13 protein-coding genes are annotated in these 15291 nt (G+C 60.5%); 4 read left to right on the top strand and 9 right to left on the bottom strand.

Annotation, left to right across the window (positions count from 1 at the left end; all coding sequences use genetic code 11):
* Positions 1–150 precede the first annotated feature (150 nt).
* On the top strand, positions 151–1377 hold the full coding sequence (locus QM797_RS07110) for a lipase family protein (RefSeq protein ID WP_283274541.1): 1227 nt from the start codon (positions 151–153) through the stop codon (positions 1375–1377).
* A gap of 57 nt (positions 1378–1434) precedes the next feature.
* On the opposite strand, the gene QM797_RS07105 is transcribed toward QM797_RS07110, so the two are convergent.
* The 5 genes from QM797_RS07105 to QM797_RS07085 form a co-directional block, all read right to left on the bottom strand.
* Positions 1435–1701, bottom strand: coding sequence for a type IV toxin-antitoxin system AbiEi family antitoxin (locus QM797_RS07105; RefSeq protein ID WP_349307186.1), 267 nt, complete (start codon positions 1699–1701; stop codon positions 1435–1437).
* A gap of 511 nt (positions 1702–2212) precedes the next feature.
* Positions 2213–4702 carry an HAD-IC family P-type ATPase gene (locus QM797_RS07100; protein WP_283274540.1) on the bottom strand — a complete coding sequence of 830 codons (2490 nt, stop codon included), beginning with the start codon at positions 4700–4702 and terminating at the stop codon, positions 2213–2215.
* Positions 4703–4830: 128 nt separating this feature from the next.
* Complete coding sequence (locus tag QM797_RS07095) at positions 4831–5472, bottom strand: response regulator (RefSeq protein WP_283275306.1); 642 nt, start codon at positions 5470–5472, stop codon at positions 4831–4833.
* Between the two features lie 20 nt (positions 5473–5492).
* The gene (locus QM797_RS07090; RefSeq protein WP_283274539.1) at positions 5493–6716 is read right to left on the bottom strand and encodes a sensor histidine kinase; all 1224 of its coding nucleotides are present in this window, start codon (positions 6714–6716) and stop codon (positions 5493–5495) included.
* Between the two features lie 38 nt (positions 6717–6754).
* Positions 6755–7369, bottom strand: a complete 615-nt coding sequence (locus QM797_RS07085; protein WP_283274537.1) for a ScbR family autoregulator-binding transcription factor — start codon at positions 7367–7369, stop codon at positions 6755–6757.
* Positions 7370–7828: 459 nt separating this feature from the next.
* Between QM797_RS07085 and QM797_RS07080 the strand changes: the two genes are divergently transcribed.
* From QM797_RS07080 to QM797_RS07070, 3 genes are all read left to right on the top strand, one after another.
* The gene (locus QM797_RS07080; RefSeq protein ID WP_349307185.1) at positions 7829–8716 is read left to right on the top strand and encodes an AfsA-related hotdog domain-containing protein; all 888 of its coding nucleotides are present in this window, start codon (positions 7829–7831) and stop codon (positions 8714–8716) included.
* Positions 8685–9605 (top strand): NAD-dependent epimerase/dehydratase family protein, encoded by a 921-nt coding sequence (locus QM797_RS07075; RefSeq protein WP_349307184.1) that lies wholly within the window; start codon positions 8685–8687, stop codon positions 9603–9605. Before QM797_RS07080 ends, QM797_RS07075 begins: the two co-directional genes overlap by 32 nt.
* Before the next feature lie 167 nt (positions 9606–9772).
* Positions 9773–11611, top strand: coding sequence for an AfsR/SARP family transcriptional regulator (locus QM797_RS07070; RefSeq protein ID WP_283274531.1), 1839 nt, complete (start codon positions 9773–9775; stop codon positions 11609–11611).
* A gap of 61 nt (positions 11612–11672) precedes the next feature.
* Here QM797_RS07070 and QM797_RS07065 read toward each other — a convergent pair whose 3' ends face one another.
* From QM797_RS07065 to QM797_RS07050, 4 genes are read right to left on the bottom strand one after another with little or no spacing between them, the layout of a single operon-like run.
* Positions 11673–12614, bottom strand: a complete 942-nt coding sequence (locus tag QM797_RS07065) for a TauD/TfdA family dioxygenase (protein WP_283274530.1) — start codon at positions 12612–12614, stop codon at positions 11673–11675.
* Entirely contained in the window at positions 12611–13699 is a 1089-nt protein-coding gene (locus tag QM797_RS07060) for a MupA/Atu3671 family FMN-dependent luciferase-like monooxygenase (RefSeq protein ID WP_283274529.1), read from the bottom strand. Before QM797_RS07060 ends, QM797_RS07065 begins: the two co-directional genes overlap by 4 nt.
* Positions 13699–14946, bottom strand: a complete 1248-nt coding sequence (locus tag QM797_RS07055) for an MFS transporter (protein WP_283275305.1) — start codon at positions 14944–14946, stop codon at positions 13699–13701. The genes QM797_RS07060 and QM797_RS07055 overlap by 1 nt, the downstream gene beginning before the upstream one ends.
* A 51-nt stretch (positions 14947–14997) precedes the next feature.
* Positions 14998–15204, bottom strand: coding sequence for an MbtH family protein (locus QM797_RS07050; RefSeq protein WP_283274528.1), 207 nt, complete (start codon positions 15202–15204; stop codon positions 14998–15000).
* Between the last annotated feature and the right edge of the window lie 87 nt (positions 15205–15291).

Here is a 15291-nt window from a genome sequence, read left to right as displayed (position 1 = left end):
CTGGGACGACGGTCCCGCAGATCGAGGACTGTGCAGGCGGATCTGCGGCACTCCTGAACTATGAACAGTATTGCGCTACAGTATAATTCGAGCATCCAACGCGGTGACTTCGCCACTGAATGGCACTGCCTACGCATATGGAGTTGCTGCATGAAGTTGGCATCCATCGTCGCCTCAGGAATCGTCGCGCTGACTCTGGCGCTGAGCGTCACACCGCTTGCCGAGGCCGTTCCCGTCGATTTCTACACCCCGCCTGCGCCGCTGACCACCGGTAAACCGGGCGACGTGATCAAGACCGAACCGGCGATCGGCACGGTGATTCCGTTCACCGCAATCACTATCGACGCGAACTTGACGCGCATCATGTACCTGTCCCAGACTGCGACGGGACAAGACGTCGCCGTCACTGGAACCATTGCGATCCCCTCGACTCCATGGGCCGGACCCGGCCCGCGACCAACCGTGGTTCTCACACCCGGGACCCAGGGCATGGGTCAGGCCTGCGCGGCATCGAAACTGCTGGCATCGGGCCAGGAATACGAAATCCTCCAGCTCGCACCACTTCTGGCCCAGGGCTATTCCGTCGCGATGACCGACTATCAAGGACTGGGTGTACCGGGCGTACACCCATACCTGAACCGGCTCGCGCTCGGCCACGACGTACTGAACATGGCTCGGGCGGCTGTCGATTTCGTGGCACCAGATTCACAAATGGGCCTGTGGGGGTATTCCGAAGGTGGCATGGCCGTCGCCGCCGCAGCCGAAATACGCGACACATACGCACCCGACGTAGGTCTCGTCGGCGCCTACGCCGGAGCGCCCCCGGCGTCGCTTCTCGAACTCGCCGAGATCGGCGACGGTTCACTGCTCTCCGGTGGATTGGGTTGGGTGGTCAACGGATTCACCTCTGCTTACCCCGATCGAAAAGCCGAGTTGCTCTCGACCTTCAACGGCCGTGGTCTCGATCTACTCGACCGCGCGCAAACCACCTGCATCTACGGGGCCCCGATCCTCCTCGGCCCGTTCACGAAGACGTCGACCTACACCAACGACGGCCGCTCCGTTCGCGACCACCTCGAGGCCGAACCCTGGCGCACTATCGTCGCTGCACAAGAGCTGGGAAACACTGCACCGTCGATCCCCATGTACGTCGCCGAAAGCGTCAGCGACGACTTCGTCAAGACCAGCGGCGTAGACGCCATGGTCCAAAAATGGTGCAGCGCAGGGGCGACAGTCACCTACGACCGGAGCCCCATCATTCCTATCCTCACCGGCACCGGAACCGGTCATGCACTGGGACTACTGAACTCGATTCCGGCGGCTACGAAATGGATGGAGCAGCAGTTCGCAGGCCGGTCCACGGGCAACTGCGACTAGGCTGCGCTACAGCGGCTGGATCGAGCGACGCACCCCGTGAGCACTTACTGCCGGTGATCACCCGCTCACCGGCAGGCACCGTCGGCCAAGCCCCTGACGCTTCATCAGATCCAACACCGTCAGCTCGCCCGTCGTCACCCGCACCGGGCCCAACTCCATATCGATCCGCTCCGCATCCAGACGTGCCGTGTCGCGCACGACGAACCGAACGACCTCCTGACGATCCGCCAACCGAATCGGATCGTTCTGCTTCGGGACAGCCACTACAGCCGTCGCCAACGCCCGCGGAATCACACCGTGCAACCGGGCCGCGCTGACATCCATCACGACAGCGTCATCGCGGCCTCGCGGCGCAGGCGTCGTTTCGATCCACCGCCTCGAATCGGCTCCTCAGTTCTGAATACCTGACTCCGATCAGCGTCGGGTACTCCAAACCGAGGAGCCGATCCAGAGAGGCGCGGGCAGAGAAAACTCCGACCCCAGCAGTGGGATCGGAGCTGTGGAGCCTCCTAACGGGATTGAACCGTTGACCGCTCGCTTACAAGTATGTTGCGAGACAACCAGATACGTCCGCATGGAACCACCACAGAGGCTCTGACCTGTGTCCATCGTCCAGGCGGTACCACCCGAATCCACGTCCGTTCGTACTGACATGTGACACGCTCGTGACACTCAGATCGGCATCGAGGAGCCGTGTGGATTGTCGTGCATCCGCCCGAACGCACACGCTTTCGAAGCGCCTCGAACGCCCTGATCGAACACGATGCAAAGTCCTCTTCATTCCAACGATCAGTGGCCCACATTGATCACGAGACAAGATCACCCCGCGCTTGCGTCACTGATCGCCAGTACTCGAAGCGGCCAGCACCGATCCGACTCGACGGAATGCCTCGATGAGCGCGATCGCAACGAAGCCGAAGGTAAACCCGATTCCAACTTGCTGTGGGTCACCGATGTCCAAGAAGAACCGTTGCTGCGCCATCGGAATCGAGAACAAAACCACGTAGAATACGACGGAGAAACCGACCAGCAGGAGCTTCCACCAGTTGTACGGCCGAGCAACAATGCCCAAAACCCACAACGAGCCAATCAGCAGAGTGATCAACGCTGCGGTGGATGCCTGTATCTGCTCCACACTGAGCGCAATCTGTTCTTTGCCACCTAACGGCGCACCAGTTCCACCCGGATTCACCACCAGGTAGCAGAGGAATGTAGCAAGACCGACCGCCACGCCGGATGGTACTGCGAGGCGCAACACGCGGCCGACGAACCCGGACCGTGCACGCTCGTTGTTCGGCGCGAGGGACATGATGAATGCCGGGACACCGATCGTGAACCAGGCCGCAATAGTCACGTGGATCGGCTGAAACGGGTACGCCACGGGGGCGAAACCAAAGATTTTCGCACCGACGCCAGCGAGACCGACCAAGCACGCCAGAAGAACTGCGTATACGGTCTTGGCGAGAAAGAGGTTGGCGACCCGCTCTATATTTCCTATCACGCGCCGACCCTCTGCCACCACATACGGCAAGGTGGCAAATTTGTTGTCCAACAGCACGATCTGCGCAACCGACCGGGCAGCCGAACTGCCCGAACCCATCGCAACTCCAATATCGGAGTCCTTCAGAGCCAGCACGTCGTTTACGCCGTCACCCGTCATCGCCACAGTCTTTCCTCGCGACTGTAGCGCCTTGACCATCTCGCGTTTCTGGTCCGGCCGCACCCGCCCGAAGGTCACGTTCTCGGTGACCACCGTAGCGAGTTCCTCGCTCTCGGTCGGCAGCCGCCGGGAATCCACGGAGCTGCTCGGAGTGCCTAGACCGAGCGAATGCGCCACCGCTCCAACGGATACTGCGTTGTCGCCCGAGATGATCTTGACTGCGACATCCTGCGTCTTGAAATAGTCCACAGCATCACGGGCATCCGGACGTACGCGCTGCTCGATCGTGACCAGCGCGCGGGGGACCAAGTTTCCGGGCGGAGCTTGCCCACCCGCGTCCACTTGCGCGTCGGTGGTAGCGATCAACAACACTCGCAACCCAATCGATCCCAGCTCGGTAGCTTTTCGGGCACCGTAGGACTCGGGGTCGAGGAGCACATCTGCGGCACCCACAATCCAGTTTCCACGGTGCCGATCGCGTTCGACGAGCGAGACGCCCGACCACTTTTTGGCCGAGCTGAAGGGTGCGATTGCCACTGCCCGCCAATTCGGCGCGTGCGGGTAAGCCTCGGCGATTGCCTGCACACTGGCGTTCGGCCGCGGGTCCAACGCGGCGATTGCTGCAAGCGCCAGCTCGATCTCCGCTCGGTCACCTTCCATAATGTGCAACTCGGCGAATCTCATGCCGTTCTCCGTGAGAGTGCCGGTCTTGTCGGTACACACCACGTCCACTCGCGCGAGACCCTCGATCGCGGGGAGTTCTTGCACCAAACACTGCCTCTGCCCCAGCCTTACGACGCCGACTGCGAACGCAATCGACGTCATCAACACCAGCCCCTCGGGGATCATCGGCACCAATGCTGCGACCATGCCGAGAATTGCCTGGTTTACGCCCTGTTGGGAGATGACCAGCTGGTTGAAGATCGTGAGGAGACCGGCGGGTACCAACAGCCATGTGATCACGCGAAGTATCCGGTCGACGCCAGATCGAAGTTCCGAATCGACCAGAGTGAATTTACTTGCTTCCCCGGCCAACCGTGCGGCGTAAGCATCCGCGCCCACCTTCGTCGCACGGTACGAGCCCGTTCCGGATACGACGAAGCTCCCCGAAAGGATGAGGCCACCCTTCTGTTTGTCCACTGGATCGGCCTCGCCGGTCAGCAACGACTCGTCGACCTCGAGTGCTTCGGTCTCGATCGCTTCGCCGTCGACGACAATCTGATCGCCCGTCCCGATCTCGATGACGTCGTCGAGAACAACGTCGGACTGCGCGATCTCGAGTGAACGACCATCGCGCCTAACCACCGGTCGGGCCTGCCCCACGATCGCGAGCGAATCGAGTGTTCTCTTCGCACGTAGCTCCTGGATGATGCCTATGGCCGAGTTGCAGACAATCAGCAGTCCGAACAGGCCGTTGATCAGCGAGCCGGTAGTCAGTACAAGCAAGAACAACACACTGAGCATCGCGTTGATGCGAGTAAAAACGTTGTCGCGCAATATTTGCCGCGTTGTCCGCCCTGATCGAGCCGGCAGCGCGTTCGTCTTTCCCTCCCGCACCCGTTCCGCAACCTCGGCGGCAGTGAGCCCGTAGGTGGTGAGTTCGTGAGTAGTGAGTCCGACCGAGCTGTGTTCGGGCTTTTGTGTGAAGCCACGTGGTGTCCGCATTGACCATCCGCTCATCTCGTGGGGAGGCTTGAAATCAGGTCGATTCAGGACCCTACCACCGGACCGCGCATGCGGTTTATTTCATCGTGCCACCATCTCGTCGATTCGACCACGGCCCACTACTGCAGTCAGATGCGGAGAAATTCCAGCACAGCCAGTACACGCCGGTTGTCGCCATGGGCGACAGCAAGACCGAACTTCGAGAAGATGTTGCTCACATGCTTGTGCACGGCAGCCTCGGTCACAGACAACGAACGTGCGATTGCACCGTTCGACCGACCTTCTGCCATCAGCGCCAAAACCTGATGCTCACGTGGAGTCAAATTCTCGACTGGATCACGACGACGCTTCAGCAGCTGTTGAATGACATCGGGGTCGAGTACCGTTCCCCCGCCGGCAACCGTCTCGGCAGCCTCGACAAAGTCTGCAATGTCACCGACTCGGTCCTTGAGCAGGTATCCGACGCCATGACCCAGCTGAGATTCCAGCAAGATCGACGCGTAGGACTGCTCCACGTATTGGCTCAGTACGAGCACCGGTTGTTTCTGTCGTCGGCTCCGTACCTCGACGGCAGCTCGTAGTCCGTCGTCGCCGTTGCGCGGAGGCATCCTGACGTCGGTGATGAGTAGATCCGGCTCGAGATCAACGACCATCGCAACTATCGAGTCGGCCTCGGAAACCGAGCCGACAACGATATGCCCGAATCGCGCGAGCAACGTTTCCAGGCCAACCCGCATCAACGTCGAATCCTCGGCGATGACAACCCGCAGTGAGTGTTTCGACGAAATAGTCATATCGATCGACACGGAATGTCCACGTAGACGAGTGTAGGCCCACCGGGGGGACTCGACAGTCGGAGCCTCCCGTCCACGACGGCCAAGCGATCTGCAAGACCTGCGAGTCCACCTCCACTGTCAGCGCGAGCCCCTCCCTTACCGTTGTCCCTGATCCGCATGACAAGTAGGTCGTCACGATGCCGGACATGAATGTCGACACGAGTCGCGCCACTGTGTTTGGTGACGTTTGTCAAGCACTCAGCGACAACGAAGTACGCAGGTCGTTCTACCTGCTCCTCCAGCCTCGGCGTGGAGACGTCCACATCGACCGGTACCGCACAATGAGTCGCGAGGTCGACGACCGCACCCGCGAGGCCCAGATCGCCGAGGGTCTGCGGTCGCACGCCGCGCACCAGATCACGAATTTCGCGCATCGCAGCACCCAACTGATCCTGTGCTTCGCCGATTCGGCTGTGCACGATCGAGCCATCCGCTGCGTCCAGTCGGATCAACCCCAGCGTCACGCGAAGTGAAGCAAGTCGCTGTTGGGCACCGTCGTGCAGGTCGCGTTCGATACGAGTCCGTTCGTCGTCGAAGGCGGCGACCAACCGCGCGCGAGACTGCTTGACCTCGGTCAACTCGTTCCCGAGCTCCGAGCCACGTGGGCCCAGAATCACCCGGGCCAAGGAGCCATGCGCGGCGGCCCAGATCGTGATGGTGAACGGCGCCGAGGGAATCAGGGCAACACCCAGAATCCCCCACGGCCACACAGTTGGGTCGTTGACTGCTGACCGAATACACACGATCGGCGCACCGATCGCAAACATCAATACCACAAGGTCGAGCCACCACAGGCCGAAGATCGACAAAAGGCAGTATCCAAGCTCACGCCAGGTCACCGGCTCCGTCAGTCGAAGCCGCACCATATTGACAAACCCGGGTTCGACCGACGCCACATGCGAACTGGGCGCAGGATCGAGATCGATCAACCGCAGTCGCCAACGCTCCACGCGCGCAACAACTGTGCTGAACAGCACCGCAGCCACCAGCAAGCCCACCCCGACGACGACCAAAGTCAGAACGATTCCGGCCACGGCGAGCGCCACGAGAACAGTACCGGCAACGGCTCCGAAAACGACGCCCGAGCTCAGATACGCGAGGCCGCGAAATGGCCACGTCGTTGCGACAAAACGCAGGGGATTCAGCGAAATCGCCTGCCATGCAGTGCGAGGGCTCACGCCCGGGACTGTACCCTAGCCCGTCCTAGCTCCCGCCTTCACTTGCGCTCGGCGGGCGGACGTAAGTCGAGTTCGAGCCGGTGTTCCGCACGGACGATTCCAGGCAATTGCACTATCCACATGTCGTGAAACCGCGAGACGATGTCGGATCGGTTGGCCAGCACCTCGGACACCAACTGGGTGCCCGTAATACTCGACAAAACCTGATTCGACGCCGCATCCGTGCCGACGGACAGCTCGCCGCGCTCATCGGCGGCGCGCATGTGCGCGTCGATGATATTCAGCCATTGTCGGTACTGGTCTACTTCGCCGTGCCGTTGTTCGAACGTGTTTCGTTCCAGTGTCAAACGAATGCTCGCGCGCATTATCACGTCAGTTCGAAGCGCCTCGGCAAAGGCGTAGCTCGCGTCGATGAGCTGCTGAAGCGTGCTCCCGGCGGCAGGTACCCACGCTTCGCGCCACGAAGACTGCTCTGCGACGATCGCGCGGGCAATACCTTCTTTCGAGTCGAAGTGAAAGTAAGCCGCGCCTTTGCTCACGCCGCCTTCCGCCAGGATCTCGGTAATCTTTGCTGCCGCGTAGCCGCGACGCTCGAACACTGCCGCAGCAGCGTTGAGGACAGCGTCACGGGTGGCCTGTGCACGCGGTTGCATGTGTCAATTATTGCATGAGGCACCTGCATCCTCGCCCGCCAAGAAAACACCACGCAAACTCTCGATAAACATCCGTGGAAACCTACGCTGATCGGAGACCCGATCGCGATATGTTGACCTTGACCGAAAACAGAGTGATGACGTCGAGCGTTGCCAGTCACTGGATCGTACCTACCAAGACGAACCTGCTCTCGCTGTGCACCGTCTTCGCCAAAGTCGGCAGGACTTGCTCGCCTTCGAGCCGAGCCACTCATTTTCACCAACATCGTTGGGACAGAACGTGTGTGTCGAACCGAGAGACCGAGCTCGAGAAGTCATCATCTACGATTCGATGGCAGGCACTCTCCAGGCATCCAGCCGAGATCACTGCACTGAATCCAATTCCCTGTAGTGACATTCCCCGTCGTCAACGGGCGCCGGCCACTTGCCATTGACAAATAGCCGACTCGCACGCAGGCTATGAGACGCATACACCCGGGGGTAGCAATGACTGGTACCACAACTGAATTGCAACACAACAGCATTCAACGCTTGGTTCACAAACGGCGGAGTGAAGCAGTCCTCATCGAGTCGTGGCAGCGGGCCCAGACAGAGCACCGGTACGACTTGAATATGGACTGGTCGCCCGAACGCATTACCGCTTACGTCAGCGATGCCGAAATCAACGTCGTCGTCGCCGCCGAATCGGTTCGACAGGCCGCACTGCTGGTGTCGCACGCCGCCTACTTGGTGCCCAGAGGGTCCGCATTCGTCATGTCCACCATTAGGGCCCGCGTCGCCCCTGCGACCATCGATCAGTTGCGGGACAATACGTTCTCCGCACGCGAACTCATCGCGAGTGTGCACTGCACTGCGCTCGAATACCGAGGTCGATCGTTAGATTCGATGACCGTGTTCTTGAGAGTCAGCACACGCGAAGGAGCAGTGGTTGCGGATGGCTCGGGACGCTTGCGGGTCTTACCCGAAATCGTCTACCGGAAAATCCGCGGCACCAATGTCGCGATTGCGCACAGAAGCCTCGGTCGGCGGCTGCCCCCTGAACTTGTCGGATGCGCGCAGGCGCAGGACGTTCTGCTCGGAGACTCGCCTAACGGTGTGCGCCTCTTGGTGGACACCGACCATCCTCGATACTTCGACCATCCATCCGACCATATTCCCGGCATGGTCGTGATCGAAGCGTGTCGACAGCAGTTCGTTCGTCAGACGGGGAGCGAGCCAACCAGCCTCAGCGCAGATTTTCATTCGTTCGTCGAATATCCGGCCGACACATTGATCGAAACGTCCCTAGGGGACATCCGAACCATTCAGGACGGACGTGAAGCGGTCCGCGTCTCGTTCGCCGCCTGAGGCCCGTGTGACAGTCACCCTGGCGATCACCGGTGGTTCAGGATTCATTGGCTCGGCTGTTGCCCGAATTCTGCTCCAGCGCAGCGACATTCGTGTAATTTGGATTGTGCACAGTCATCCACCGCCGGTGACGAAGAGTACCGACCAGCTCGTCGGCGGCGACCTGTGCACCCCCGACACACTTCATGGAATGTTCGCTGGAGCAGACGCAGTGCTCCACCTCGGGCACCGAATCACTGGTTCACCGGACCAGTTGGCAGCAGTGAACACAGCGGGAGCTGCTGCCGTCGCCGCAGAAGCACACTCGGCCGGTGCGCACTTGGTAGCAGTGAGCACTGCCGCCGTCCACGGCCAGGGCCCATGGGATGGCATCGATATCCATGACCTTCCGGAGGCCCCGGGATCTCCGACCAGCGCAACACGCGCAGAAGGCGACGGCATCATCCTCGACAGAGGAGGAACGGTCATCCGCCCACACATCGTAATCGGCGAAGGCGATCAGTGGGTGGTACCGCGTGCGGCCAAATTGGTCAGCGAATTCGGTTGGGAGGTGCTGGGTTCAGCGGTTCATTCCATCATCGAGGTAGACGAACTGGCACGAAGGCTGATCGTTGCGGCAGTCGACGCGCCGACGCCGCCCGGTGTGTGGCTCGCGGCGGAGCGCCGACCTCGCCGCCTCGACTGGGAAATCGACGAGTATTTTCGTCGACAGGACAGCGAATCAGTGGTGAACAAGAAGTGCCGCAGTAGGTCGATAGATCAAGCCCTGCAGGATGACCCGAGGCTGGCGCATGATCTCCGTTTCATCGGGAACGATCACCACCTGACCTGTGTGTGCTCTTGCGCTCCGTCGATTTTCACCACAGATCCGCCTCATCGAGTCCATTGAACAGCCCCGTTCACGGCGTCTCGGAGTTCACAAACCGCCTCTGCGGTTTTTGGGGTAAGGTTGCGCTAGTCGATTGAGTCAGGTGCGCGCCCGACCAGCGCAGCGGCTGGCACGAGCAATCCGGGGAGCGACGAGATGAACCTTGACTACGCAACGAGTTCGATCCGATGATCGAATTCAGAATCCTTGGCCCAGTCGAAGCATGGCGTGGCGGAGCGAGTTTGAATCTGACCGGCGCGAAAGTTCACACAGTGCTTGCCGCACTCTTGCTCGGGCGAAGCCGATTCGTTGCGGACGAACACCTCGTCTCCATGCTATGGGGTGACAGTCCTCCGTCGACCCCCAACGCGCAGATCTACAACTACGCGTCACGTATCCGCAAGTACATGAAGGAGGACGTTGCTCTTTCCCGGCGAGATTCGGGATACATCCTTGGATTGGGCGAGTCGACGTTGGACTATTTCATTTACGAAGACCTGGTGGTCCGCGCTAAATCCGCACTGCAAAAGGGACGGACGGAGGAGGCGTCGGTATCTCTCGGGCGAGCATTGGACTTGTGGCGCGGAAATCCGCTGGGCAATGTGTCCGAACACCTTTCGAGTGCCGAGTGCCCCTCGATCAACGAAATGCACCAGACCACCACCGAACTCTGGGTCCAGACGGAACTCGCTCTCGGTCGACACCGACAGGCACTTCCACGCATCACCGATCTCGTGTCCAAGCACCCCCTTCGGGAAGGACTGCGAGTAGATTTGATGACTGCCCTGCACCGCTGCGATCGACAGGCCGATGCACTCGCCGTGTTCCACGAAGCGCGCACAATTCTCGGCAACGAATTGGGTATCGATCCAGGTCCGGCGCTCATTGCCGCATACCAACGGGTTCTCGACAACACCACGGAATCTCCGAATGACCCTGCGGCTCAAATCAACCGATCGAACCGAATACAGTGGGCCCCCATAGGAATCGAGCCGATAGATATCGACGGGAAGTCGACTGATGTATTGCCGCCCGACATAGCAGATTTCACAGGGCGACAGACCGAGGTCGATCGCCTTACTTCACAACTCCTCGCTGAACGTACTCGCGAGAGCGAGTGGCGCCCACGACGGATTCTGATAACCGGCTCTCCTGGATCGGGCAAGACCGCGCTTGCCGTACATGTGGCACATCAACTTTCGGAATCATTCCCAGATGGTGTGCTGTTCACCAAGGCCTCGGACACGGGTCATCCAATGAGCGTCACCGAGCGTCTGACAAAATTGTTGGCAGCGTTGGGCGAGGCCGACATCCCACCGAACGCGAGCGTCCTCCAACTTCAGCGACAGTATCGACACGCATGCTCAGGACGGTCCCTACTCATCTTCATCGACGACGTTCCTGACGACGACCACCTGCAGGCAGTACTCCCCACGGTGCCGACTGCACACGTCGTTGTGACGAGCAGGCGTCATCTCAGCACGATCAACAGCGAATTGACGCTCATCCTGGGCCAGCTACCCCGAAATCAAGCGATTTCGCTCGTCTCGACAGTCGCGGGACCGAACCGTATCGATCCGTCGGATCCAGCAATATCGGAGCTCATCGATCAGTGCGATCGCAATCCGCTCGCACTCCGCGCTGCAGCGCTGCGTCTCGCATCCCGACCGTCCTGGTCCGTGCGCTTTCTCGTGGATCGTCTCTCCGACCCCCGAGGCCGCCTGGACGAACTCACCATCGGCGAGCACAGCGTGAGGCATACGCTCGAGAGCGCCCTACTCGACATACCGTCGGAGTTGCATGCACCCCTGCTCGCAGATGTAGGAGCCGAAAGTCTGTTCACTGCCGACGACCTGAACAGCACACTCAGGAAGCGAAGCGACAAGCCGATCGAGACAATTCTCGAGCGACTCGTCGATCTGCACGTCCTGTGGGCACACGGTACAGACGACTACGGACGGATCACTTACAGAACTCCACAGCTCATGCGAATCGCCGCACAGAACATCGCACTGTCGGCGGTGTGACCCCAAACTTCGCGTGCTACCCCCGAGGGGGGTAGCACGCGGTCGTCCTTTCAGGAGAAGGTCAGTCACACATCGCAACAAGCACGCGACGTTCGCCTGCATACGGCCGACGCCCATGGGCAACGGCAACATTGTCCACTACCAGAACGTCGCCGGGCCTCCACTCGACATCGACGGCAGCTGCAAGGCCGCGTTCGCGTACATGCTGGATGACGTCAGCCGGAATCGGCTGTCCGTCGGCGAAAGTCACGTTCTGTGGGAGCTCGTCCTCTTCTAGGATTTCGCACATCTCGGCCGCGGTCTCGTCGTCCAACCCTGCCGGATGCCATTGATCAGCTTGGTTGAACCACACCTCGTCACCGGTCTGTGGATGTTCGACGGTGGCGGCGCGACGTTGCTTGATTCTCAAAACCCCATCGCCCCAGTCCCACTCCGCATCCGTCCCCGCCAAGAACTCGTCGACTTCGGCGCGAACATCGGTCTCGAAGGTGTCCTGCCAGCTTTTTCCCAACCCGAACCCATCATGCAAGTTCTGGTAGTAGAGAAGGCCTCCCGCGAACGCCTCTCGTACGTCGCTATCGAGGGATTGGAGCCACAGCCGCGAATCGACGACAGGTGTCGCACCGCCCATTTCCGAGGCCTTCTCGCAATAGAAGGCCAATCGTGCGGGCCAGCTGTTCGCGTAGCTCATCTCACCGTGCATCGAGATCGTGAATTCACTCGGATACTCCGTCGACGTGTACAGGTTCGCACCGACCTTGGTTCGCGGCGTGTTGCCGTGCACATACGCGAGTCTCCGTGGGAGAATCAGGTCGAAGATGCCATTGACGTCTTGCGGCGCAATCTCGAAGCCCCGGAACACTATAGCCTTCCGGTCGGTCAGCAGTTGCGCGAACGCGCTCTCGCCCGTGCGCTCCAACCACGCTCCTAGGTCATCGCCTCCGAGTGCGTCACGGTCACACTCGTACGGAGCCCAATCCGTCTGTGTTTTTTGGTAACTCATCGAAATTCTCCTTGTCGGAGTGTCGAAAATTCGACCGGTTGATGTTCTGCGACTATCCGCCTCTGCAATTCCCCGAGATGTTCGAAACCCGCGATGACTGTGGACTTCTCCACTCCGAAATCGACGAGACACGCGATTTCATCGACGCCGAGACCGGCAGCGGACTCGACCAACCCCTGCGCATCTTCGACGGTGCCGAACAATCCGCCGATCGTGAAATATCGATCGAACGCACGAGCAACCAGGTAGTCCATATCCGACTCGTTGATCTGTTCCAGATCGATGTCGTCGCCGATCAATGAGCGTGCAATGAGATGCATCGAACTCTTCAGATAGGCGGAGAACGGACCGCGAACCTGCTCACGGACCACATCGATATCTGTACCGAGAAGCGTATGCAGCATCAGGACGACATGCCCATTCCAACCGGGGTGGTGCTTCTGCGCCGCGGTGCGGTAGGCCGCGATCTTTCTCGCCAGTTCGGGCGGATCCTGGCCCAACATATGCGTCAGCACACCGGCCTTGAGCCGTCCCGCGGCCTCGAATGTCTCGATACCGCGCGCCGCCGTCAGCCAAACGGGGAGCTCGGGCTGAACCGGCGGCGGAAATGCGCGTACTTCGACGGGTCGACCCTGACCGTCCAACCCACTGTAAGTACCGCCGCCCCACAGGGAGCGAACCTCGTCCACAGCCTCGATCACGCGCTCTCGGCGGTTCTCGTAATCTTCTCGACGCAGAATGAAGTCGACTGAATGCCAGCCGGATGCAAAGGCCAACCCGACGCGCCCGTTTGACAGGTTGTCGACGACCGCCCACTCTTCGGCGATTCTCAGCGGGTGATGAAGCGGCGCGACAACGCTGCCGGCTCTGATTGCAACGCGTTCGGTCACTGCCGCGATTGCGGCACCGAGGACAGACGGATTCGGGTATGCACCGCCGAACGGATGGAAATGACGCTCGGGAGTCCACACCGCGGCGAGGCCGCTTCTATCGGCGAACTTGGCACCCTCGAGCAGGAGTTCGTAACGGCCGCCGGTACCAGCAATCGCTGTGTCGTTTGCAAAGTAGAAAAGACTCAGATCCATCATGATTCCTTCTCGCTGGACGATTCGACCGAAAGTTCTGAAAGTGCGGGAATGCGACCGTGTCTGATCGCGCGGCTCGTACCCGCGAGCACCGCCAGCACTAGCATGGCAATAGCTGCGACGGAGATACTGAAGGCACTGTCCGACCGTTCGAGCAACACGCCGCCGCCGAGCGCGCCCACTGCACTGACCCCGGACGTGACCCAAGAGGCGGCACCTGCAACCCGACCCTGCAGGCCGGCGGGCGTCACTACGAGTTGGTACGTCGATGCCGCAACGTTGAAGAGAGCCCCGATCAGGCTCATGATCGCCAAAAGGATCGCTGTCACGATCAGACTCTCACTCGCAGCCGTGCCTGCGAGGAGCACCGCCCAACCCGCGATACCGATGACTACCAACGCGCCGAGCGGAATACGACACAGAACCCTTGTTGCGCACAATGCTCCGACGATCCCCCCGGCACCGCCCGCCGCAAGCACCCAGCCGACCACCGAAGGGGAACGGTGCTGCTCGGTAACGATCATGACCGTAAGTGCCAGGTGAAGAATTTGAAGTAGACCGCTACTGAGCGCGACAAGAGGCACGCCAATTCGGAGAAACCGTTCCGCCGCAAGGAATCGCAGTCCATCGACGACTTCGTGCGCGAGATCTTGCGGCCGCGGACTGTTCGTTCGCCTCTGCACGGAGCAGTCCGCCCGTATCGCCGCGACGGCGACGGCTGCGACGGCAGCGCCCACCGCCGACGCGAGAAAGGGCGCCCACATCGCGGCAGAGTAGAGGAGCGTACCAACCGGCGCACCGACGAGAGTTCCCACTCTGCCCCGCATTTCGTTCTGCGCCAACGCGATTCCTAGCTGCGGACGGGGCACCACCGAGTGCACAGCGCCACGTTCGGCAAGCGCCCACAGGATGGATAGCACAGAGTCCACAACCAACGCCAGAAGCAGCACACCGAGCGGACTCCACTGAACGCCAACGAGAAACGCGAAGCATCCGAGAGCCACAGCTCGACCGATCGAGCAGACTGTCATCATCACGCGCCGGTCGATCCGATCGATCAGGACACCCGCAGGCAGTTGCAGCATATTGCAAGCAAGCACGGCGAACGCGACGATACTCGCGGCTCCCGCCGAGCCGCCGCTCACCCAGAGAGCAAGAAGCGGGTAACAAACGTTACTGACACGGGCCCCGAGGTAGCTCACCCATTGGCCGCTCCACAAGAGGCGATAGTCTCTGCTATCACGCAGTGGCGGAAGGTCTTCGGTCGGGTCGCTGACGGGTGGTCGCGATGTCAGGACTCAGCCTTCCATGGCGCGCACCAGGCTTGCAGGGCGCATATCGGTCCAGTTCTCTTCGACGTAGGCAAGGCAGTCTTGGCGAGCGCCTTCGAATGCTTTGTCCCAACCAGAGGGGATCTCGGCGAACGTCGGCCACAGCGAGTGCTGGTTCTCGTCGTTCCGCAGCACGAAGTACTGGGCATCGTCGTTCTCGAATGGGTTCGACATGTGCGACTCCTTCTACTGTTCAGGGTCAGTCCCAACCAAGCGGTAGGAACTAGAAACGATCTTCACGCTCAGCTCTACAGCGGCTCT

Source organism: Rhodococcus sp. IEGM 1381 (genome assembly GCF_030056795.1).
Classification (GTDB): domain Bacteria; phylum Actinomycetota; class Actinomycetes; order Mycobacteriales; family Mycobacteriaceae; genus Rhodococcoides.
This window is presented reverse-complemented; position numbering and strand designations above follow the sequence as displayed.

Bases quoted from the DNA above. Each gene is read 5' to 3' on its own strand.
- QM797_RS07110 (WP_283274541.1), top strand. From the start codon at position 151: ATGAAGTTGGCATCCATCGTCGCCTCAGGAATCGTCGCGCTGACTCTG.
- QM797_RS07105 (WP_349307186.1), bottom strand. From the start codon at position 1,701: ATGGATGTCAGCGCGGCCCGGTTGCACGGTGTGATTCCGCGGGCGTTG.
- QM797_RS07100 (WP_283274540.1), bottom strand. From the start codon at position 4,702: ATGCGGACACCACGTGGCTTCACACAAAAGCCCGAACACAGCTCGGTC.
- QM797_RS07085 (WP_283274537.1), bottom strand. From the start codon at position 7,369: ATGCAACCGCGTGCACAGGCCACCCGTGACGCTGTCCTCAACGCTGCT.
- QM797_RS07080 (WP_349307185.1), top strand. From the start codon at position 7,829: ATGAGACGCATACACCCGGGGGTAGCAATGACTGGTACCACAACTGAA.
- QM797_RS07070 (WP_283274531.1), top strand. From the start codon at position 9,773: ATGATCGAATTCAGAATCCTTGGCCCAGTCGAAGCATGGCGTGGCGGA.
- QM797_RS07065 (WP_283274530.1), bottom strand. From the start codon at position 12,614: ATGAGTTACCAAAAAACACAGACGGATTGGGCTCCGTACGAGTGTGAC.
- QM797_RS07060 (WP_283274529.1), bottom strand. From the start codon at position 13,699: ATGGATCTGAGTCTTTTCTACTTTGCAAACGACACAGCGATTGCTGGT.
- QM797_RS07050 (WP_283274528.1), bottom strand. From the start codon at position 15,204: ATGTCGAACCCATTCGAGAACGACGATGCCCAGTACTTCGTGCTGCGG.